Raw genomic sequence first — 23311 nt, 5'->3', positions numbered from 1 at the left:
GTTTTGATACCCGGAATACTTGAAAATAATAATTAATAATAAAATCAAGGAAGTAGACCACGGGAACCTTGCTCTGAAACCCTGGATTTTGTTTGTCATTACATTGACACATTTAGACTCTAATACAAATACCAGGTAACAAAATTGAGTCAATATGCAACATAATGATCTGTCCTTTTCCGCCTACGTCTTTAACAGGGCCAGATCATGCGTGAAAACCAAGCCATTACGTCTCATGAAACACAGGTACCCGAAAAAACCTATTTAATCTCCAAAACAGACCTGAAGGGGCGCATCATCTACGCCAATCCGGTCTTTATCGAGGTTAGCGGCTACAGCCATGATGAGCTGATCGGGGCGCCCCACAATATCGTGCGTCACCCCCACATGCCGGCCGTGATTTTTCAGGATTTATGGCAGACCCTCAAGCAACAACGATCCTGGTCGGGGCTGATCAAGAACCGCCGCAAAGACGGCGGCTTTTACTGGGTGAAGGCCCGCGTCATTCCTTTAATAGAAAATGGCCGCGTCAATGGCTATGCCTCGGTACGGGTACGCGCCCAGCCCAAAGAGATCAAGGAAGCAGAATATTTGTACCACTCCATCCAGCAGCAAGGGTTGCGCGGCTTTCGTCTGCATGAAGGCCAGTTGCAAGCCAGAGGTTGGCGCTCTGCCCTGAATACCCTGCTCCAACCCTTGAACCGCAGCCTGCGCGCCAGCTTGCTACGCTTCGGGATTCTGACGGGCAGCCTGGTAACCTTGAGCGTCGGTTTGCTATTGGGCAGTGGTGCATCCGGCACCTATCTGACCGCCGGGCTGGCCTCGCTAGGGGTGCTCAGTCTGGCCACCTTGGCCTACGGCTGGATCGTGACCCAGCGCATGATGCAGCCCCTGCACAGTGCCACCCATATTGCTCAACAAATTGCGACGGGCAATCTGCTGATCGACCTGAACCCGCAACACACCCGTAGCCAGGAAATTGCACAGCTGTATTTCTATATGGACATGATGCGCAAGAGCCTGCTGAGCCTTGCCCGCGATGTGCATCAGGGCATACAGGCCTCGCTGGATGTGTCCACACAAATTGAGGACGGCAACCGCCAGTTATCCCACCGTACCGCCGCCCAATCCGGCTCCTTGCAGCGCACGGCCGCGAATATGGAGCAGCTGACCATGAATGTGCAGCAGACAGCGGACAATGCCAGGCTGGCCAATCAACTGGCCGACCAGAGCCTGTCTACCGCAAGGCGTGGGGGCGAAGTGGTGCAGGACATGGTCAGCACCATGCAGGACATCCACAATAGCTCCGAGCGCATTGGCGATATTGTGTCGATTATTGAAGGGCTGGCGTTTCAGACGAATATTCTGGCACTGAACGCCGCCGTGGAATCCGCCCGTGCGGGCGAGGCCGGCAAAGGGTTTGCGGTCGTGGCCGGTGAAGTACGCAGTCTGGCGCAGAAAAGTGCGCAGGCCGCCGGGGAAATCAAGAACCTGGTGGAAGACTCCTTGAAGCGCATGGCAACCGGCGCCCATCATGCCAAACGGGCCGGTTCTACCATGGATGAAATCATGCAGTCCGTCTCCGATGTGACGCATCTGATCAGCGAAATCTCCACGGCCTCCAATGAGCAAGCCAGCGGTTTGGCGCAGATTAACGACGCTGTCTCCACCATGGACAGCGATACCAATGACAACGCCGATCTGGCTCGAAATTTGGGAGTGACAGTGCATGAGCTCAGCCGTCAGGCACAAGAGCTGAAACTGTCCATCCAGCTTCTGAATACGGGGTCGACTGGCCGTTCTACCTACGCCCCCGACCCGAATGCCACCCAGGAGCCGGTTCCCTTGCTGAAAGTTGCCTGATAAGAAAGCCGTGGGGGCAAAGCGCTGAGCGTCTCGCTGCCCCGCCCCTTCCTACTCCTGCCTCGATAAGGCAGCGGATTCAGCCCACTCGGGTCAGAAATGCTCTGCCCAGTTTTCCAAGCACGGCCAAGGCGCTGACAGGACGCTGATCTGGCAGGCTCTTTTTAGACCAAACCCAGTAACAGAATCGCGTGCAGGCCTACGCCAACCAAACCGCCCACCACCGTGCCATTAAAGCGTATGTATTGCAGATCCGTGCCTACGGTCAGTTCCAGCTCGCGCACCAGTTGCCTGTCATCCCATTGACGAACGGTGCGCGAGATATGGTCTTTGGCCCCTTCACGTAGTTGCTCGGCCAGGCCCGCTGCTGCGGACAGCATGTGTTCATTCAAGGTTTCACGCAGCGTCGCATCCGTATTCAAGCGTGTCCCCAAATCCTGCGCCACCTGACGCAGATGGGCCGCCACAGACGAATCCTCTTTGGCCAGATCATTGCGTACAACACGCATGACGTCCGTCCAGACGCCATCAATGTACTCACCCACATCTTTATGGTGCAAAAAGCGCTGCTTGATCGCCTCTACCTGCTCCATCAAGTCCGGGTCCTGACCCAGGCGCTGAATATAGTCGTGTACCCATTGCTCGTAATCCTTGCGCAAGGGGTGCTCGGGCTCGCTCAAAATGGTTTGCACTTCATCCACCAGAGCCCGCGCCAGACGGTCGGCCATCTTGCCCGACAACTCGTCTACCGAGGTCACTACCCCGACCATGGCCAGCAGCTTGGGCCACTCCCGCTGAGCGTAGCGCACCAATACATCAGCCACACGCTGTTTGACTGCCTCGTTGGACAAATAGCCACCCAATTGCTGCAAGACTTCGTCCAGCAGGCGCTGGTGTCGGGCATTGCGCGTCAACAAGCCCAGAATCTGGGAGCTGGAACCGGCCATGTCCACCCGCATCAAGTAACCGCGTACGCCATCGGTCAGTGCTTGTTTAACGCTGCGCTCGTCCAGCAAGCGCAGAGCCTCGCCCATGGCGGTTTGCAAGGCACGGCTGACACGTTCGCTTTGTTCAGGTTGCGACAGCCACTGCCCCAAACGCGCTGCCGGGTCCAGGCTGCGCAGCTTTTCCAGCAACATGGCGGAGTCCAGAAAGTGGTCGCGTACAAAGACGCCCAGGCTTTCACCCAGGCTGTTTTTCTTGTTGGGAATAATCGCAGTATGTGGAAACGGCAGGCCCAGCGGGTGGCGGAACAAGGCCACGACGGCAAACCAGTCTGCCAGCGCACCGACGGTGGCGGCCTCGCTAAAGGCACGCAGCCAGGGCCAGAATCCAGCGATAGGAGCCGCCGCCCCCTGCCGCATCATGGCGTGGCTTAGCAGGAACAGGCAGATAGTCAGCGCCAGCAAAGCCAATGCGCTGCGCTTCATGCGACGCAGGCGGCGTTCGGGCGAGTCAGGGCGAGAGGACGATGTAGACATTTCCACAGTCTATGCGTAGTTCAGCGCAAAAGCGGTATTGAATAGTGCGGAGCCAAGTCTCGGGGAAAACAATTCCAAGCCTCAGACCTCCCGTTCTGCCACAGAAATCTCATCACAAGCTAGGCATCACTGACGGTCAACACGGACAGAGCCAGACCTCAGCCCTCTTGGCAGGTTCACACATAGTCACCAGGCCCTTATTGTGACCCTGTCTTTTTCTGCCTGTCCAGAAACGAATCAGCCTGGGCGAACCCAGGCTGATCAAGACCCAAAGTCAAACAGTCTTTACTTGCAGGCCTGTTCGGCGCGCTTCACAAAGTCCGTTGTGGCATCACGCAGGGCTTTGGCAATCTGACCAGACTGCTTGGGAGCCAGTGTGACTCCCCCGGTTGCCGTTGCCGCGCAGGCCGACAGCCCCTGGCCGGTGATATCCACCACATTGATACGCAAACGTGGCTTGGCACGCGCAATGCTGCGCGACACGGCACAAATATCCTGATCGCAACCGTCATTGCCATCCACAAACAAGACGATCAAGGCATCCCGGTTCACCCCATCGACCCGGCTGGCCGCCAGATTCAGGGACTGCACCAGGTTGGTACTGTCCTTGGCCTCGATATTCTGGATCAAGCTCTTTAAGCGTCCACGCTGTGCGGTCGTAAAGCGGCCCTGGTAATTGGGTGCTGCACACTGCTGCGCAAAGGTCACCAAGTGCAGATCCTGCCCGGCCGGCAAACTGTCCACCATACTGGAGAAAGCACTGCGTGCCGCATCGATACGCGAGGTGCCCTGAAACAAGGTTCGAGCACGTTGGGTAGCGTAATCACTCCAGGAGCCCATATCGTCCAGATCCTGGCTGAAGAACCACTCCTCGTCCTGAATCTTGGCATTGACGCTTAGCAACATGGACATGGAGGAATCAAAAATGATGTAGACCTCGGGCTTGAGTACCTCCCCCTTTTCGTCCTGAGCACACACAAAGTTAGGATCAGACGACACCTTGGGACCCGGTTTGGGTTCAGGCTTAGGTTTGGGTGGTGGCTCGGGCTTGGGCGGTGGCTCCGGTGCAGGAGGCGGCGCAGGCGGCTCTTCCACCACGGGCTCGGGCGCAGGCTCTATTTTGACTGGTTCGGGCTCCGGTTCGGGAACAGGCGTCACCGGCTCTTCTGGCGGTGGAGCAGGAGGCACAACAGGCTCTTCCACTACGGGATCAGGCTTGACCACAGCGGGTGGCTCTACCGGAACCACATCCTTATCCCACCAACCTGGGGGCCACTTGAACCACCAGGACAAGAACAGCGCCAGCAACAAAGCCAGCAAAGCAGCCAGCAAGAACCACAGCCACGGACGACCTTTGGAGGTGGCCACCGTCGTCGCAGCAGCCCCTGCCCCCACGGCTGCTGCCGCAGGCACCACAGGTGGCACAGGCAATGGAGGCGCCACCCGCTTCTGATAGGACTCGAACAAGGGCTCGGGCGACAGCGCCGGGTTCTCGCTCATGAGCAGCAAAGGCTTGCCGCCTACGCTGTAAACCGCGCCTTTGGCCGACACGTCTTTCAGCAAAGCTTGCAGCGCTTGCGCGTCCTGCGTCGCCCCCTGCTCTTGCAGCTGGCGGCTCAGGACCTCGATCCGGTCCAGCGATTGCTGGTAACGCGCATCCAGAGCCTGTTGCTGTGCCGCAGACAAGCTACTTTTGGGCACGGCCTGGCCCTGCATGCCCGTCCACCAGGCGGTGGTGTCGGAACCATCAGCCTGATAGGTGGAAAACAGATGCGTTAAGGGTTCGTCCTGGCGTTTCAGTACATTGAGCGCATGCTGATGCTGCTGATATGCCGAGGATGGTCCAACCGAATCAAGAATGACGCGCTGCATAGGCTTTTACTCGTCGTATCCCAAACTGGACTGCAGGCGGCTGACGTCTTTTTGCAGCTTCTGCAATTGCTGCTGCTTTTGGGCGATCGCGGCCGGACTATTGTCTTCGGTAGAACGGTTCACGTCTTTCAGGCCTTTATCCAGGTCCTTGAGCTGGTTTTGCAAACCGGCTTCCTTGCCTTTGCTGGCCTGCAAACTGCGAACCAGTTGCCCCATGGAGCGGTTCAGGGCCGTTTGGGCCTGACGCTGCTGGGCCAGACTGGCCTTGCTCAGGCTTTGCTGGGTCTGAATATCCTTGTAAACCTGATGGAACAGCGCATTGGCTTCCTGCGCGCTCAGCAAGCTTTGTTCGCGCGCATCAATATGCTGGCGATACGCACCCGAGGTGTCGCAACTGATTTTGGTAAAAAAGCCGGCGTCCTGATCAGAAGGATCGCATTCGCTCATGGTGGTGGCACAACCGGCCAGCAACAGGCTGGCTGCCAAAGGGGTCCAACGCAGAAATACTCGCATAATCCTTAACCCAAAGTAACGGCGGAACGCATGGAATACAGGTCGTCTACTTCTTTCTGCAGCACGGCCACTTTCACATTCATCTGATCAATTTGACGATCCAGACGCTGGACTTCGGACTTCTTGCCCCCGTCCTTGCGTTCAGCATCGGCCACGTCGCGGTACAGGCTGACCTTTTCGTTCATGTTTTTCAGATCACGATTGAGCACTTCGATATTTTTATCGATACGGGCCAATTGCTTCTCGGCCTGTTTTTTCTCCATCGTTTTTTCTTTCATGTGCTTTTCGATTTCAGCAATCTGCCGCTTGTCGTCAGCAATCACTTGTTGAGCCGTATTGGTACGCTCAATGATATTGGCCGTATCGGCTTCTACGTCGCGCTGCATGGCGGCCAGACGATCCGAGGTATTGGCGTATTCCGTGCGACGCTGGTCCAGATAGTAGTTGGTCCCCATGGCGACACCGCAAGCGGCCACACCCGCAATAATCGCGCAAGCCGCTTTATTGCTGGAGTTGGACAACATGCAAGCCAGCACACCCACTGCCGCAGCACCAGCACACGCCTGAAAGCCCGAGCGGCTAAAGAATTTCGCATCCTGACCACTGGTCAGACGGTCATCGGCCTGGGTACCGCCCAGCAAACTACTGCCAGTACTGGCACAACCCGAAAGCAAGGCCACGCCCAGCATCAGGCTGCCCAGCAAAGTTCTAGGGGTAAAACGGCGCACGTGTTGCATAACTTCCTCTTCCAATTGAAGTACGTCTATTTTTATTGACTCGTGATTTACGAGTTGGGCACGGATTTACAACTGTTTTTCCAGGCATTGATATCAATGGCATCTGTTTTCAGATAGTCCTTCTGATTTTTCCAATGCACTTCCAGGTAGGGTTTCAGGGCACTGAGGCTCTTGTTTTGTTCCATCATCTGGCGCTCTACCGGCACCTGTTTTTCCAGCAAATTCAGGCCATACAAGGACGAGGCGTCAATCAAATTGCTCGCATAATAGCGGGCCAATTTGGCGACACGATCTTCCTGTTCGTCCAACTTCACCTTACGGCTGGCACATTGCTTGTCGTCTGTATCGGCTTCACACAAGGCATCGTAATTTCGGTGCAGCAATTCCACGAACAGCACGTCGTCCTTCAGCTTGGTGCACAGGAAAGAGCCCAGCTCCAGGTTGGCGCGAATGGCTTGGTCACGCATCTCTTCCTGACGCAGATTGGCCGCTCGCAAATCCCCTTCCAACTGCTTCAACTGGGCTTTGAGCTTGTCGTCTTCCAGCGTACTGGCCAAGGAGCCCAGGCGCTGCACCGCGGACTCTTCGGCTGGCTCATTCGGATTCACCGTGCCTTGCTCGGTGCCCAGGGCTTGCCAGCTCTTTTCAATCGCCTGCACACGCTCGCGCGAAGTCAGGGCAATCGACACCAGGGCCAGACGCATGCCGGTTGTTTTGGCTTTTGTTGGTCCTTTAGGTCCGTAGTACGCCAGCTCTTTACGAGCCGAAGAACGCAGTGCTTCGGGCTTGGACAGGAAATTGCCGCCACGCACCACAAAGCCACCGGCCTGTCCGTGCTGACGATCCAGCTTGTTCAGGCGGAAAGACTCCAGAATGATCTCGTCTACATTGCCCAGCATGTCATGCAGGCCCAGCGGGTTGGGCTTGAGCCGTCCCATCAACTGAACCGCCCCATTGGAGGACTGGGCACCGGCATACCACTCGTAGTCATTCATGCCTTCAGGCATGGGGTAACGCACATCACGGAACTCGGCCGAGGACAGGGCTGAGCCGCCGCGGGCGGCATATTCCCATTCAATTTCGGTAGGCAGACGTACAAAACCGGCCAAACCATCCTCTTTGGGCAGCTTGTCGGCGGCGTTCTCGCGCAACCACTGGTTGTACAGATCGGAGAAATGCACCGCATCCATCCAGCTGATGTCGGTCTGCGGCACCACCAAGTTGTTCTTGGGCGTAGGGCAAGTGGCCTCGGTCAAGGCCTGGTACTGCAACTTGTTCAGTTCGTACTTGGCCATCAAGTAGTAGCGCGACGATCCCGCCTTGCTATCGGTAAAGCTGCCTGCAATGAACTCGGGGCGCTTGTGTTCGATATAGCCCCATTCCTCGGCTTCCTGTCCTACCACCACTCGCATATCGTCTAAAGGTCCAGCCACGGGCACGGCCACGCGACGAAATACCATGGCGCCTTCGCAAGGCATGGGCAGAACCACATCCCCTTCGGCTGGCTTGGGGTTGTAGTACTTCTCGTCCCAGGGCGCTGCCTGCGCCACAGCGCTGAAACCCAGCAGCAAGCTGGCTGCACTGAACAAAGGTTTAAATTTCACGCAAACTCTCCGCAGGTTGAACACGAACGGCCCGCCAGGCTCCGATCGCCGCCACCACACACGCCAACCCTGCCACCATCAATAAGGCGTACAGGGCATGGGCTACGGTAATGCGACACACAAAGTCCGTCTGCAGGCCATCTCCCACCAGTAGTTGATTGAATAAGGTGCTGCCCAGGCCATACAGGCCCAGTCCCAAGGCATAGGCGATCAGGCTTAGCAAAATGGCCTGAATCAGCACGTAGCGGATGACGCCACCGCTATCAATACCCAGCAAACGCAGGACCGCCAGATCTTTGCGCTTGCGATCCACGTTCGCCAAAAAGGCCCCACCCAAGGAGGCGGCGCAGCCCACAATGGCTGTCAGAGCGATCACACCAAAAATCAGGCTAAGTACTCGGTTGATAACACGCACGTTTTCAATATCGGCGTAACGGCTGGCGACCGGAATGCCTTGCTGCTCCAGTCCGTGTGCCACCTCGCCAACCTGATCAATCGTGCTGGCATAGACACGGGCGCGGGCGTAGAGCACGGGCATATCGGCAGCCAAAGGCTTGCCAGTCAGCAGGGAAAAATCGGGGATTTGAAAACCATCGCGGGCGTATTCCAGGGCCAGCAAGGTTTCAGGAGCCACGAACACGGCGGGACGCGAATAGCGGTGTTCCGCCAGCACATCCACCACGGTCATGGCTTTATTGCCCTGCTCCAATTGTCCATCCAGACGGCGGCTCAGGCGCAAATGTACGGACTCGCCCGCTGTCCAATTCAAGCGACGGGCGGCTTCCTGAGTCAGGATGATTTCATTGGGAGACAAGTTACGGGCCTGAGTTTGCAACAAGGGATCGCCCTGCGCGCTGGCCAGTACTTCTACATTTTCCAGAAAGCGGCGTCGGTCCAGGCGCAGATCTGCCTGGGTATTCAAGGAGCGCGTCATGCCAATGGCATAGCCCACGCCGGGCATTTCACGCAGCGTGTTCAGCCAGGCTTGGTCAAAGCTGCCGCTACTCAACATCTTCACTTCCAAATTGCGCGGATCTTGCAGCAACTCCTGCTGCAACTGGGTGACCACACCGTGCTTCAGGCCAAAAAGCAGCAGCAAAGGGGCCACTACGGCCACCATGGCTGCAACCATGCAAAACGAGATACGCCAGTCAAAACGCAAGTCGGCCCAGGCCAGACGAAAGACGTTTACAAACATGGGGCGGCAACCTCGGGAACAAAAATGCTCAAGCCCGGTTCCAGCTTGGCTTGCAAACGCGGAATAGCGAACTGGCTCAAACTGTCCCAATCGTGCGAGACCAACAAGACCGCCAAGTTCAGCTCCTTGGCCAGACTGAAAAACAGCTGGAACACATTGTGAGCCGTTTCAGGGTCCAGAGCGGCAGTAGGTTCATCGGCCAGCACCAGACCGGGAGCATGTGCAATAGCGCGAGAAAAGGCCACCCGCTGTCGTTCCCCAATCGACAAGGCTGAAGGGTACAGATTCAGTAGCCGCTCCAGTTTCAGGGTAGCAATGGCCGCATCCAGATGGTCCGCCTTGATCGGCAAGCCCAGCAAGCGGCGCGGCAAAACCATGTTTTCCCAAACCGAAAGATACGGCAGCAGACCACCGTTTTGCAGCACGAAGCCCAGGTTTCTGGCCCGCCATTGGGCCAATTCAGACTCGCGCCCGCTGGCATACAAGGCCTTGATATCCCTGGCCTCTTGACCCAAGGTGAAAACCTGGGCCTGAGCGGGCCGCAGGAGCAGCCCCAGGGTTTCCAGCAAGGTGCTTTTGCCGCAACCGCTGACGCCGGTTACGGCCACAATCTGCCCTGCGTCCAGAGCAAGCTCGGGCAGTTGCACACGAAAAGCGTGGGAGCCTTGCCCCCGGGAGACCTCTAGCTGCTGAATGCGGAGCATGTCAGGGCATCATCTCCAAAGGCACGGGATAAACGTCATCACGTGCATCCGCGCCTTCAGCCAAGGACACCCAGCGATCCGCATCGGCGTTATAGCGCTCGTAGTGGCGCAGCTTGGTGCTCAGATCGCGAATGAATTTCTCCTGGCTCAAGGCATCCCAGCTGGTCCAGGTATCTTCATCCAAAGTCAGCACCGCGCTTTGGTAAGGCAGATCTTCCAGGTACTCGCTCATCAGGCCCAGTTCGGCCAGCTTGGTGCCCTTTTCCTGTTTCAGGGTGCTGGGGTCCGCCCCCATCGCCGCTGCTGCGGAACGCAAGCGGTTGAACATATCAGTGGGCGAGATCATGCCTTCATTAGCCGCATCCAGAATCTGTTTGACCACATCGCTCAAGTCACTTAGCTGGGCTTTGGTCAGCAAGACACGGACGTCGGTTGTCGGGATGTTCTGGCGCACCAGATCACGGTCGCTGATCCAGGCATGGAACACTTCAGGCGCGGTGGTGCCCGTGGTTTTGCCCAAATACGCCAGGCGCATGGCATGGCCGATCAGCTCGGCGTCGGTCAGCATCTGGTCGGTGGTGGAGTCGCCGGTCTCCTGGGCACGCGCCGCACTGCCAATCGCATCCCCTCCCTGGTAAGCCACTTTGACCTGCTCGGTCAGCGCGGTCGCCAGATTATCGACCATCTTGCCGAACTGGTTCACGTCACCGGCATTAACCGGGTAGTACAGCGAGGTCTGTGTGCCACCGTAAGTGGACAGCTCTCGGTACTGGTCTTCGGCCTTGGCATGGTTGTTCTTGCCCGATGGTGTCTTCAAATGCAGGGTGTAAATCGCCACACCGGGCTTGGCCGCTTCAATACGCAGTTGCGGTGCGTCCAATCCGGTCGAAGAGTACTTGTTATTGCCTTCCAGCGCCCCGGCATCGGTAATCAGCACCACATAACGTGCGCCGAAATTGTTCCAGTTCACCTTGTCCAGCGCTTCCAGCACGCCTGCGTAGGCATCTTCGTCATAAGCAACGGTGGATACCTTGGCCTGCTTCAAGTCCGACACTTTGGACAAGAAGTCCTCGCTACTGGTTACGGTATTGGGGTCCGCATACACATGCGTCAAATACTCGATCCCTGGCGCGGCTTCCATATTGGAGCGAAACGCGATCAGACCAAACTTGACCTGATCGGACAAGCCCTGCTCTTCCACCTTGCTATAGACCTTGCGCACGGCCTCGCGGGTGCGATCAATGTAGGGGTCCATGGAAATGGTGGAGTCAATTACAAAGACCACGGCCGCACTAAAGCCCTTGATCTGGGACGTGCGTTGGGCGGCGTCCTGATCCTGGGTTTGCTCAGATTCTTGTTTAGCGGCTTCCGGCTCTTTCTGATCTGCGGTGTGCTTGGTGACGGACGCCACATTCAGCAAACGGGTACGAAAGCCGTTTTCAGTCATGACCTCTTCGCCGCTCAAGACGGGCAAGAGGTAGAACTGTTCCTGCACATCCACAAAGTACTCGGGCTCTTGCGCCAATACGCCCTCTGTTTGCGAGTCTTTACGCAAAGCCTGACGCATAGGGGCCACCAAGGTGGCCGGGTCTGGCGTGTCCAGCACTTTTTCCAGCAAGGCGCGATCCTTGAAAAACAGCATGCGATCGCGGTTGGCCGGATTGGTGAAGGCCAGGGTCAACTGCATTTTCCAGTCCACCGTGCAGGCCTTGTCCAGCCAACCTACGGTCTTTCCCTGGCTATCCGGGCCAACTTGCACGCGCTCTGCCCCGCCCTGCTCGGTACGCTGATAAATGTAAAAGCGGCTGAACGCAGGAACCGGCTTGCCCTGCTGATCCGTTTCCGAAGAGAACAGGCGGCAGGACGGTGTGGTCAGAACACGTTGATACAGCGTCTTCTTGCCCTCTTGCAGCAAGGGAGCCGCGGCCTGTGCCTGGCTTGCGCCCAACAGGAGAGCACCAAGCAAACTGAATCGAACAAGGGGACGCATCATCATTGACTCAACTCCTGGAAGCGGGCCTTGGCTTGCGCGTTATCAGGCTCGGACAGCAAGACGGTTTCGTACCAGTACGCAGCCGTAGCCGGATTGGGTTTGCTAAAGCAGGTGCTGGCCTGGTGATCTTTGGGGTCGTACTCACGGGCGTAAGCCATGGCGATTTTCACATCACCGGACTGTGCCTTGTTCACGTACAAACGCTGGGCCACGTCACACTGTTCCGCCTTTTTGGCTTCTTCAATCACGGCCAGCCATTGTTCGGAGGTTTTGTTTTCCTTGACGCACTCTTGCACAAATTGCAGGCCAGGACGGTCTGCCAACTTGTCCATGGTGCAATTGTCTGTTTCCACCACCGCAGGCCTGGACTCTGGAGCATCGGGCACGGCCGGGCTGTCGTCCTTGGCGGATTGGCTGTAGAACCAGTAGCCTGCTGCGCCTGCCAGAATCAACAAAAGAACAAGCAAGACGATCCATTTGGCCATGCCACCTTTTTTGGCGGGAGGCGCGACAGGAGCAACCGTCTCCTTTTTGGGAGCAGGTGCTTCTACCTTGACCGGCTCGGGCTCGGGTACAGGTTCCACCACCTCAACCACGGGCGGTGTTTCAACAACTGGCTCCGGAGCGGGAGGCTCGGGCGCAGCAGCTGCCGGCATGGTCAATTCCATGGCCTGGGCATTGCCACCGGCCGTGGAAGGCAAGATCGCCTTGTCCAGCTTCAGCGGGCTGCGGCCCAGCTCTTCGCCACTGCTATCGGCCAGAGTGATTTGATACGCATCACTGGCATTGGCCAGCAGCGAATCCACAATGTCTGCGTTCAGCAGAACGGCAATACCTTCTTCATGCTCGGTCCAGCCTTGTTGCGGCAACCAGCGCAAGGATGCATCCCAGCTTTGGGCCGAGTGCAAGTAATAGCTGTTCTGACTGCGCTGAATGGCGATCGAGTACTCGCCCAGGTCCAGCTCTTCATCCAGATCCCGCACATACAGACGAGCGCGGCCAGGGACCGCGGGCTCCAAAGCCTGCAAACTAAATCTTAATTTCATGCCACGCTCTTATCGGTAAATCGTTCCAGAATGCGTCCCAAAGCCTGATTCTGTTCCAGACTCAGTTCGCGGCCACCTTCATAACCGGCGTTATGCAAAGTGGTATGGGCCAAAGCGGCCAACCATTGTTCAAAGAAAATCGCGCCGTGATCCTGGGGCTCTGCCGGCAGGACCGGCATGCCATCCTGGGCAAAGGCTTTGGGACTCTTGAAGAAGTCGTCGCTGCCGCCTTTCAGGTAGAACCAGGTCACAACCTCGCTGATCGTCATGGCCACATTGCAAACCTGGCGATCGGCCAGACGCTCACGACGCACACCGCTTTGGCGGCGCTTGGTCAACACAGCCAGCAATTTGTCACGCAAGGCCCAACGGTCCGAGGCCACAATCAGCTCTTCAACCAGGCTGGAGAGCAAGTCCACCGGCATGCGCAACACGTTTTGATTGGTACGACTGGCAGGCAGCTCGCGCAGTTGGCTGACCCAGCTGCGGTACACCAGATCGGCGTACTGCTGCTCGAAGGGCTGCTCCTGGGTCAGAACGCCCGGCTCGTCCGGCTCGGACTTGCTGGAACCCAGGCTCAGGAACAGATCCCGCAAGGTATCTTGCGGCAGGTGCAGCGCAGCCAGCAGCTCGCCCACAATGGCGCGGTAAGCAGGCAGCTCCTCCCGGAACTGTTTGGCCAGGGCTTCCTTGACCACCGATTGCTGATCGCCGTCCTGGCTATACCAGGAATGCAGGGACTTCTTGACCAGGCTGTCATGCAAGCTGCGGAACTGTTCCTGCAAGCGCATCAGCTTGAAGTCCAGACCACCGATTTGAGCCACATACGCACGCAAACGCTGCATGCCGCCATCATTCAAGGCCAGCATGGCATCCCAGGCTTCGGCCGGATCGCTTAATTGCTGCGCCAGTAGCGGGTTTTCAATAAAGCTGCCACGCATGCGATCCATTTTGTCGGCCACGGATGCCGTAATGGATAGCTCCCGGCTTTCGGTGTCCAGATCAATAAAGGGTGTGGGCATGCCGGGCTTGCGCACCAGGAAGGTGTTGGAGAAGGGCTGATCCGGACGCCATTGCTGCAACCATTCGCAGTGGCCGAAACGCTCTTTGAAGCTCATCTTCATCAGACCGTCCCAGCTGTCACGTACCTGGGCGTCATCCTGAATCAGGGAGGCACCGATACGCTTGTCGAACATGGTGATGGCCCACATCAGACCCACTTTACGGTTCTGGCGTTCCTGCGGCGTGGCACCCTGAGTGCGATGGACCCAGCGTGTCAGCACGGGCTCTACATCTTTCACATCGCTTTGCTTGTCCGACGCGGTACACATGACCAGGCCGTTCATTTCCTGCTGATCGGTATAGCGCTCAAACAGATAAGCCACCTTGCCGCGCAGAATCAGTTGCGAGGCGGGGTTACCACCGCTGCTTTCCGACGCCGCACCGGCATCCTGCACGGAGCGAATATTCAGGCGACCACGGTAACCGGGGAAATCCAGCAGATCGACCTTGTCCACGCCGCCGCCTTGGGTTTCACCAATCAGGGGGAAAGTCAGCTCCACCGTCAACGCCGCCAGATGAGCCAAAGGCACTTCCACCGCTTGGGCGGCAACGACGGGCTGGCCATCCTGTTCACGCACGGGCAAGACGCTCAGGCTTTTCTCCGTGGGGCTGCCCAGCGATTCGAGCACATCCACGTTCATGATGCTGTCTTGCTGTACAAAGCCATCGCCTTCGCGACGGATCAGCGCCGTCAGTGGTGCGTAGACCTTGCTGGGATGGCCCAAAGCCTGCAGCACTTTAGCCAGGCCAATATAAAGTTCGCTCAGCTCAGCCTGCTCGCCCCACAAGATGGAAAACAACTGTGCCCGGTCTTCCAGACGCAAGGCGGGGGCCAGATTGATGACCTCTGGCCAGTAGGTGCTATCCAGCAAGCGAGTGGTATTGCCAAAGCTGCTGCGCACGTAGTCCCACAAGGACACGGCGTCATCGGCGCTCAAACCAGCATCATTGGCACCGGCACGGCTCTTGAGCGATTCGATCAGGGCCTTGATGCGGTCTGCGGCAAAGGTGTAGCCGATCTGCTCCTTGTCAAAGTCATTGAAATAACTGTTGACCAGGATTTTCACCATATCGACTTCAGAGAAAATCTGCAGTTCGACGGGATAGGCATCAGGGCCTGCGGTGGCATTGCGACTAAAGCGCGTTACCAGACCCGTAGCCTCCTTACCGCCCCCTGGCGGGTTCACGTGGCGCAGGAAGTCGATGGTTTCACCGCCGTAATTGGTTTCCAGACGGCCATTGCCACCCGCAGCAAGGCTGGAAATCAGATAAGACTTGCCCGCCTGCGACAGGCCAAAGAAACCAATCGTCATGGGGCGGCCCGAGACCACACCCAGACTGCGGGCGGTATTGCGGGCACGGCGCAGTTCCAGCACCAGGCTATCGGCCTGTGCGTTCAGGCGTTGCGACGAAGCGCGCGCCTGCATCACCCAGTCAATCGCCTCTCCGGCACCTTGATATACGTTCTGCCAGTCCTGGCACAAATCCTGCTGTAAGGTCGTCATGTCCATCATTTGAGCACTACGCTCCCGCTATCGAGCCAATATGGAGAATCACCCAGGCCTGCTTCCAGCATGGTGTTGAGCTGGATACGGACGGCCCCTTTGGACACGCCACTCAATTTGAAGTCTCGGGGTGCCGAGTTCTTGATCTTCAGACGATCGCTGATCAAACGGCGGCCTTGCCCACCTTGGGAAGCCTTATCCACCATCAAGGTCACTTCCATGGATGGCAGTTGGCCATCGTCGTCGGGCGCATCGGCCATCTGACGACGCACCTTTTCGTTCAAGTGCAGGTAGTACAAGGGCGAAGCGGGCCAGCGCTCCACATCCAGCTGTCGGTAACCCAGGCGCAGGTAACTGCCCTGCATCAAGAGGTGATAACCGTCCGAGTCTTCGCTGCTGACGCTCTCCAGCGTCACCATTTCCTCGCGGGTATCGGGGTCCATCTGGAGCACGTCCTTGTAGACGATGTCCTGATCCTTGATCTGATTGTTGGAGTCAATAATCCCGATGTGGCGCAGGGTAGAACGCGGGCGCAGATTCGATACTTTGAAATTGAACTGGTCGATATTCATGTTGTAGCAAAGCAGGCACAACATGGCGCCTACCGAGGCCGTGCTCTTGGGATCGTCGATCCGACCATTGGTATGGAAGGGATACCAGCTACCCGTGCGGTAATTGTGCAAAGGCAGCAGACGCGCTGGCGATACCGGCATTTGCGAGCGCATATAGGCCTGGACACCCGGCAGACGCGAAGGACGTCCGGCCATCAGCACAATGTCGCAATCGTAGTAGTTCAGCACCTCACTGAAGGCGCGCAAGGGGTCGTTGATATTCAAGGAACCGCTGACCAGACCTTGATGCAAATGAGCCAGATCAAAAGGCTGTTCAACCTTGGCCAACTCCAGGTCGACGCGTTGACCGGCATGTTTGTGCAGCTCGTCCAGAACGTACTGAACGACCTTGCTGGAGACTCGTGGCAAAGCATCCGCCGAACCTGCCGAGGCATGGGACAGCGGTGCATTGGCCTGATCGCCCTGCAAGTGCTCGAACTCCAGCAGTTCGCCCCACGGCAAGGACTGGACGGCGCGCGGGTCTTCATGCGGATCGTAGGCTTCGTAGCGTTTCAGGAACTCCAGGCCCAGTGGTACAAAAACCTGCAGGGCCAGTTGCTGACGCAAAACGGCTTTATCAGCATCGGCCTTTTCATTGCCGCACAGTCGCGACAAGAACACATCCGTGTCTTGCACACCGGCATGGCTCAAGGCGTCTTCAAAAGCAGGCAGCACATAACGCTGAATGACGTCCAGCAAGATGTCATCCCCAGCCACGCGGAAACTATCGCGGAAACGCTGCTTGGGCGAGATGGTCAGATTGCTGCCACCGCCCGCCCCTGCCGGGCGACGCAAGGTGTAGTCGCTGATCACGATATCGGTGGTACCGCCACCAATATCAATAATGCCCAGCGTCAGGGTTTCCCGATCTTCCTTGTAGGGAGCGGCAACCGCGTCAAAGAACTCGTCAGCATGGCCTGCAAAGTTCTGAGTAATTTCGGTAAACAGGTAGACCAGTTGAGAGCTGGTGGCTTCGTCCCACTCCACCCGGAACTCGGGCAGAGGCACAAGCAGGTTCTCCGGCATGCGGCCCGACTCGGAAGGCTCCAGACCATAAGGGTCTTCTTCGCCTTGATACCAGTCCATGCTGGTCCACAGCAAACCAATGGCCTGACGCAAACGCTCGGCCAGCAGGCTGCGCTCTACCAGCGGCATGCCGGGCGGTACGGTCAGAACGATATTGCTCAAGCGACGTGGTTTGTTGGAGTGACCTTGGCGTACCCGTTGGGCCGGGCTGTTGATTTGCAACAGCGCCTGAGCCAGCACCTCGGTCAGCATGAAGGTCATGACCGAGCTGCGCGAATAGAAAGGCTCGAACACCGGCAGACGATCGTCTTCGTCCAGGGTGTACAGGGCTTCGCCACGCTCGTCGATATGCAGGGAGAACGGTGCCGCCAGGGCACGCGGTTCTGCATCGGAGCGGTCGTACTGCTGGCTGAACCGCCAGCCGTGCTTGTATTCGTTTTCGTCCCACAAGTAACGCTTGGGGCTGGACAGCCCGGTCGTGCCCTCGGTGCCGCGACGGCGGGCAGCCAGACGTGCGGCCTCATCCCCGACACGCACCAAAGTGGGCCAGGAAAAGGCGGTGGGACGTCCGCTTTTCAGGGACAAGTGGTTCTTGCCAAAATCCGTCTGCGCAAACTCCACGCGACTTTCAAAAGGCTTGCTGTACACCTGATGCGGATGAGACAAGTCCCGCAGTTGCAGCACATAGTTCTGCCGCAAGCCGGAATCGTCCTGACCGTGGTTTTCAATCAGAATCCCGCAAGTGCGCGAATTCCCCACGTCCAGCACCAGATCCACAGGAATGACCTGCTCACTTTGCCAGTTAGCGGCCAGCACCTTGATGTCCGGCAGACGCACCCAGGCCTCGGAGCGGCCATCCACGCACTCATGCGGTGGGGCGAACAGGCTGAGCAAATTCAGGAAATGCAGCTGTGCCGAGTGCAAGGCGCTGACATCTTCACCAAAATCGATGTTGCGTGTTTTATTGACGTTGTCTTTATAGACTTCCAGCAACCATTCCTGCACCCAGTCACGGTTCAGGAACCAGTCCATATGCGCGCTGTCGCAGGCAATGCGGAACAAGGCCCCGGCATTGATATCTTCACGCAAGGGGGCCAGGTAAGCCGCGCCCTCGGTCAGGTCCACCACACTGGTATCGCAGGCAAGCGTAATACGGTGCGTATTGCCGTCGCGATCAGGCGTTTCCAGGCGCACCACGCGCAGGCGGCTCCAACTGGCCGGGCCATGGTCAAAGCGATGCGGCGCCACAAAGCGCACATAGGGCACAGGCAGCCACAGGCCATCGAACAGGTCCAGAGTACGGCTCAGGGAGACATCGCATTCCTGATCATTGCGGCCACCGCCCTGGTACACCCCAACCTCGCCTTCGGGCTGATGGAACAGGGTTTGCTCCTGACCAAACTGCAAGCCTTCAAACAGAAAGCGCCAGTTCTGGCCGTTCGTGCTGAAGAAAGAATGGTTCAAGGTGCCCAGCTTCTTGCTGCCCACAGTGGGAGCATTGATGTCAAAACCAAAGTCCATGAACTGGACTCCGGTGTTTTCAATCAAGGTAACCAAGCCATCGTGTTTGAGTAATTCAGGCAACATAAGATTCAAGCACTCATCATTCGGATTGCTGCAAGATCAAAGGAAAGGCATTGGAGCCGTACATGCCCGCGCATTGGGCGGCAGCACCTGCCGCACCGGGGTCGCACACAATCTTGGGCATATCGTAAGCGGCATTGTCCGTGCACTTTGCGGCGGAATTGGCATTCAAAATCAAGCGACCCTGCTCAGACGAAGCCGACACGGGGGCTTCGCACTGAACACCGTCACCCCGCTTGATCTGCACATTGCCTGCCCCGTCTTTCAACTGATATTGCAGTTGCACGGGTTTGCCGGTTTGGCTGTCTTGCACACCCATGCGGGCGGCCCATTGGCCATTCAGGAAATCCATCTTGCCGGACTGCAAGGCATCAGGCGGCACCACCAAGGAACCGGCAGGGGCAGCAGGCGTGGCCGGAGCAGCTGGGTTGGCATCCGGTGTTGGGGGCGCGGCAGGATCAGCAGGCGGGCTTGCCGGGTCTTGAGGCAATTCAGGCGGCTGAGGATTGGCGTCCGTGCCGGGCTCGGCTGGCGGTGCAGGCGGCGTGGTATCGGGAGCTTGCCCCGCATCCGGAGCACCCGGCGCGGCAGGAGCATCCGCCCCCGGAGCAGCAACCCCTGGTGCTTCAACACCGGGAGCAGTGCCAGCACCTGTAGCGCCTGGAACCACTGGAACGGTGCCCATGGGAGCAAGGCCTGTCGCATCCACACGACCATTCGGTAGCAAGGCGCCAGCATCCAGTTTGGGCAAGGACCAGCCCAGCCAATTACGGACTTTCTCGGGTAAGTAGCTGCCTACGCTGGAGGTGAAGGAACCCAAGGGGGTATCGGGCACCACAGGCGTGGTGCACCAACGCAAACCAAACAAGAGCAAGGCCAGCAGCAAGAGCAAAGCCAACAAACGCCACCACCAGCGGGACCACCAACTGGCAGCAACCGGGGCCACGACAGGGGCCACCACGGGCTCGACGGGCGGCACCACAGGTGGAGCCACCACAGGCGCGACTTTAGGCGCAGGCATCAAAGGCAGCAAGGGGTCCTGATTCTGATCTGCACCGTGATGCAGAAAACCCCAGAAGGTCAACACGGGCTTGCCGTTGACCAGATACACAAAGTTATCGTCCGGGAAATAAAGCACGCGGCGCAGCAAGCTGGAAAACAGAGCCTTGTCGCCCAAAGCCTCTTGCTCTTGGGCATCCATCGTTGGGGCCGTCTCGTTCAGCCGGGCCTGAAAAGCACTTAATTGCTTCAAGCCTTCTTCGCGTTCTTGCTCGGTGGCTGCAGTCCAGGGCACGACCTGGCCGGAGACCGGGCTGTACCAATCCAGCGTGGAACCCGTTTCATTGCTTTGCGGAATTGCCAGATGGTCGGCAAAGTTGCCTGCCCGACGGCGCAAGGCTTCTCGCAACTGTAAAGCGGAGCGAAATACCGGTCGGCCGCCCTCACCTAAAGCCATGAAAGCATCGGCACGGCCACTGCGCAGTAAAACCCCTTGCTTCATTGAGTTCCCGAAGAAAAAAAAGAAACATAGTACAACAAATAGGAAGTATCAAAGCCTGTGGGAAATGCCCATTCATAGGGCGTACACAAGGGAAAAAACGGGCTTTGAACCTTAAAGATTGCTGAACACCAAAAAGAACTCAAGGTCGCTTTAGTCCTTGTGTTCTAAATAGATAGAGAAATAAGCAAACAGGGTTACGGCAAAAAACATAACAAATGTACGACTCTGTACATAAAACAAAATTGTTATTGGCCAAATAGCCAAGGCACTGATTTTTTTAATTAAAACAAAAGTCCAATTCCGGCCTGATCCGGCGTCCAAACCTGCATCGCGAAAACGACGCCTGACCCTGCCCGCTTGCCAACGAGCCTCACCAGATACGGACAAGCCGCCAAAAAACCACCATCCCGGTTATTCAGCTTGTTGTCATAGTCCTTTCACCTTGGGCCACTAGCATGAGCGCTACCCCCACAACTCAGCCTTGGCGCTATTTATCACTATGAGCAAACATATCTCCGACAAGACTGTTCGTAACGCTAGTCAGAACACCCCTTTTAGTGAAATCCTGGAACGAAGCATGACTCGCCGCGCCGTGATGCGCGGTGGCCTGGCAGCCGCCTTGGCCACCATGAGCAGCTTTGGTCTGGCTGGTTGCGATAGCAGCAGCACAGGAGGCAATTCCACTGATAACGGCGGCGAGAACCCGAACCCCGGTCCCGGCCCTGATCCGGAACCACCAGCAAGCGTCAAACTGGGTTTTGAATCCCTGCCCACCTCCATGACCGACGGCTGTGTCGTTCCTCCCGGCTACATTGCCCATGTACTGGCCCCATGGGGTACGCCAATCAATGACAATGCCCTGCCCTGGGACAAGAACGGCAATAACAGCTCCAACGACCTGCTCAACTCCATGGGCATGCACCATGACGGCATGCACTTCTTCCCCCTGGAAGGAAGCTCTACCGAGGGCTTGCTGGCCGTCAACCACGAATACATTGATGAAAAAGCCCTGCACCCCAATGGGCCAACCTTGGTCAATGGCAAGCGGCCGGCAGAAGAAGTACGCAAGGAAATCAACGCCCACGGCGTGGCCATCATCCATATTCGTCGCACCAATGGCCGCTGGGACATCGTTCAGAACTCGCGCTACAACCGCCGCTTCACCTCGGCCACGGCCATGAAACTGGCTGGCCCTGTGGGTGGCACGGACTGGGTCAAGACCCCCTTCTCGCCCAACGGCACGCAAGTGCGCGGCACCAACAATAACTGCGGTAACGGCACCACGCCCTGGGGCACCTACATCACCGCTGAAGAGAACTGGGCAGCCTGCTTTGTCAACACCGGCAACCGCCCGCCTCACCAGCAGCGTGTGGGCGTATCGGCTGGTCCCGTTGGCCGCTACCAGTGGGAAACAGCTGCCAAGGATCCTTCGGAAGTCCTGGGCGAATTCGCCCGCTTTAACGTGACCGAAACAGGCGCCAGCGCCACCGAGGACTGGCGCAACGAAGTCAACGGTTTTGGTTACCTGGTCGAGATCGACCCTTACGACCCCAGCAGCATTGCCACCAAACGCACGTCCATGGGTCGCTTCGCTCACGAAGGCTGTGCCTACAGCAAGCCCGAAGCCGGCAAACCCCTGGCTTTCTATAGTGGCGACGATTCGCGCTTTGAATACGTGTACCGCTTCGTGTCCGAAGCCAACTGGGACCCGAAAGACGCCCAGCGCACGGATCGCCTGGCCGTGGGCGCCAAGTATCTGGACAAAGGCACCTTGTATGTCGCCCGCTTCAACGAAGACGGTTCGGGCGAATGGCTGGCACTGACGGGCTCTACCAAAGGCAAGGATGGCGGCACCTTGGCTGACAAGTTCAAAACTTTGGAAGAAATCCTGATCAATACCCGTGGCGCCGCTGACTTTGTCGGTGCCACCCCGATGGATCGCCCCGAGTGGACGGCCACCCACCCCAGCAATGGCGACATCTACCTGACGCTGACCAATAACACCAGCCGCAACGCGTCCACTGGCACCAACCCCGCGAACCCGCGCCTGAACAACGTCAACGGTCACATCATCCGCTGGCACGACGAACCCGGCTCGAACAAGTTCAAGTGGGATATCTTCGTATTCGGCTCGGACTCGGGTGCGGACGCAGATACCAACCGCTCCGGCCTGACCGACCTGAACCAGTTGGCCAGCCCCGACGGCCTGGGCTTCGACAGCCGCGGCATTCTGTGGATTCAGACCGACAACGGCATCGACGGCGGACGCAAGAACAATGTTGCACGTGCCACCAACGACCAGATGCTGGCCGTGATTCCAGGTGCCTTGGCGGACAGCTCAGGCACCGGCCCGGCCATCAACGCCAGCAATCAGTCCGATCTGCGTCGCTTCTTTGTAGGCCCGAACGAAGCCGAAATTACGGGCTTTTCCATGACGCCGGACCACACCAGCCTGTTCCTGAACATTCAGCACCCCGTGAACTGGCCCGCCTACGACACCCATGACGCCACGGTAGTCAGCATGAACACGGTACGCCCGCGTTCTTCGACCGTCGTCATCCAACGTGCGGATGGCAAGCCTATTGCCGTGTAAGCGCAAGGGCGGGTTCGCTATTTGATTCCGCCCAAGCCAGTTTTTTATTAAGTTTTTGCAATGCGGGGCCGTCAATAGATGGCCCCGCTGCTTTTTTTGACTACGCAATTCAAACAAGGCCTCTGGATTGTCTGCTGCGGCACAGCGCAATCTGTTCCATTTCCAGGCAGCGAACTGGAAAAATCAGAATTCAGAGTCGGAAAACGAAAGCAAACAGGCCGCTGGGCACACTGGGTCGTCATGTTTGAAGCCGCGTAATTCAAGGCTTCAAGACAAAGTAGAGAAAATTTTCTCAACAGGCCCCTAAAGAGTTTTTTGCCCCATCCGTTAATGGTGCTGTACAGGAAGAACGCAGTGTGTCGAATGCGCGATCAGCCCCCTGGGGCCTAGCAGAACGCCAACGCTTTCCTGGGCAAAG

14 protein-coding genes are annotated in these 23311 nt (G+C 57.6%); 2 read left to right on the top strand and 12 right to left on the bottom strand.

Features of this window, described 5'->3' with window-relative positions:
- Window positions 1-207 precede the first annotated feature (207 nt).
- Window positions 208-1863 (top strand): methyl-accepting chemotaxis protein, encoded by a 1656-nt coding sequence (locus tag OSH04_RS18715; protein WP_021446811.1) that lies wholly within the window; start codon window positions 208-210, stop codon window positions 1861-1863.
- Between the two features lie 164 nt (window positions 1864-2027).
- On the opposite strand, the gene OSH04_RS18710 is transcribed toward OSH04_RS18715, so the two are convergent.
- The 12 genes from OSH04_RS18710 to OSH04_RS18655 all read right to left on the bottom strand — a co-directional run bounded on the left by OSH04_RS18710 (window position 2028) and on the right by OSH04_RS18655 (window position 20300).
- The gene (locus tag OSH04_RS18710; RefSeq protein ID WP_083053864.1) at window positions 2028-3344 is read right to left on the bottom strand and encodes a DUF445 domain-containing protein; all 1317 of its coding nucleotides are present in this window, start codon (window positions 3342-3344) and stop codon (window positions 2028-2030) included.
- A 285-nt stretch (window positions 3345-3629) separates the two neighbouring features.
- Entirely contained in the window at window positions 3630-5216 is a 1587-nt protein-coding gene (locus OSH04_RS18705; protein WP_266109048.1) for a vWA domain-containing protein, read from the bottom strand.
- Between the two features lie 6 nt (window positions 5217-5222).
- Window positions 5223-5729, bottom strand: a complete 507-nt coding sequence (locus OSH04_RS18700; RefSeq protein ID WP_035269134.1) for a hypothetical protein — start codon at window positions 5727-5729, stop codon at window positions 5223-5225.
- A 5-nt stretch (window positions 5730-5734) separates the two neighbouring features.
- Entirely contained in the window at window positions 5735-6466 is a 732-nt protein-coding gene (locus tag OSH04_RS18695) for a hypothetical protein (protein WP_035269133.1), read from the bottom strand.
- A gap of 47 nt (window positions 6467-6513) precedes the next feature.
- Window positions 6514-8070, bottom strand: a complete 1557-nt coding sequence (locus tag OSH04_RS18690) for a formylglycine-generating enzyme family protein (RefSeq protein ID WP_083053866.1) — start codon at window positions 8068-8070, stop codon at window positions 6514-6516.
- Window positions 8060-9268, bottom strand: coding sequence for an ABC transporter permease (locus OSH04_RS18685; protein ID WP_266109047.1), 1209 nt, complete (start codon window positions 9266-9268; stop codon window positions 8060-8062). Before OSH04_RS18685 ends, OSH04_RS18690 begins: the two co-directional genes overlap by 11 nt.
- Complete coding sequence (locus OSH04_RS18680; RefSeq protein WP_083053868.1) at window positions 9259-9972, bottom strand: ABC transporter ATP-binding protein; 714 nt, start codon at window positions 9970-9972, stop codon at window positions 9259-9261. Before OSH04_RS18680 ends, OSH04_RS18685 begins: the two co-directional genes overlap by 10 nt.
- A 1-nt stretch (window position 9973) precedes the next feature.
- A complete protein-coding gene (locus OSH04_RS18675) occupies window positions 9974-11968 on the bottom strand; it encodes a vWA domain-containing protein (protein ID WP_143241190.1) in 1995 nt (664 codons plus the stop codon).
- Window positions 11965-13011 (bottom strand): hypothetical protein, encoded by a 1047-nt coding sequence (locus OSH04_RS18670; RefSeq protein ID WP_266109046.1) that lies wholly within the window; start codon window positions 13009-13011, stop codon window positions 11965-11967. Before OSH04_RS18670 ends, OSH04_RS18675 begins: the two co-directional genes overlap by 4 nt.
- The gene (locus OSH04_RS18665) at window positions 13008-15578 is read right to left on the bottom strand and encodes a virulence factor SrfC family protein (protein WP_266109045.1); all 2571 of its coding nucleotides are present in this window, start codon (window positions 15576-15578) and stop codon (window positions 13008-13010) included. Before OSH04_RS18665 ends, OSH04_RS18670 begins: the two co-directional genes overlap by 4 nt.
- Window positions 15579-15583: 5 nt before the next feature.
- Window positions 15584-18802: a virulence factor SrfB gene (locus tag OSH04_RS18660; protein WP_035269121.1), complete on the bottom strand. Its 3219-nt coding sequence runs from the start codon at window positions 18800-18802 to the stop codon at window positions 15584-15586.
- A gap of 16 nt (window positions 18803-18818) precedes the next feature.
- Window positions 18819-20300: an SrfA family protein gene (locus tag OSH04_RS18655; protein ID WP_266109044.1), complete on the bottom strand. Its 1482-nt coding sequence runs from the start codon at window positions 20298-20300 to the stop codon at window positions 18819-18821.
- Window positions 20301-20799: 499 nt separating this feature from the next.
- Here OSH04_RS18655 and OSH04_RS18650 point away from each other — a divergent pair, with 499 nt between their 5' ends.
- Window positions 20800-22893, top strand: a complete 2094-nt coding sequence (locus OSH04_RS18650; RefSeq protein WP_266109043.1) for a PhoX family protein — start codon at window positions 20800-20802, stop codon at window positions 22891-22893.
- Window positions 22894-23311 lie beyond the last annotated feature (418 nt).

The sequence above is a fragment of the Alcaligenes nematophilus genome (assembly GCF_026344155.1).
Taxonomy (GTDB): Bacteria; Pseudomonadota; Gammaproteobacteria; order Burkholderiales; family Burkholderiaceae_B; genus Alcaligenes; species Alcaligenes phenolicus.
Note: the sequence above shows the minus strand (reverse complement) of the source record. Positions and strands in the feature narration are given on the sequence as shown.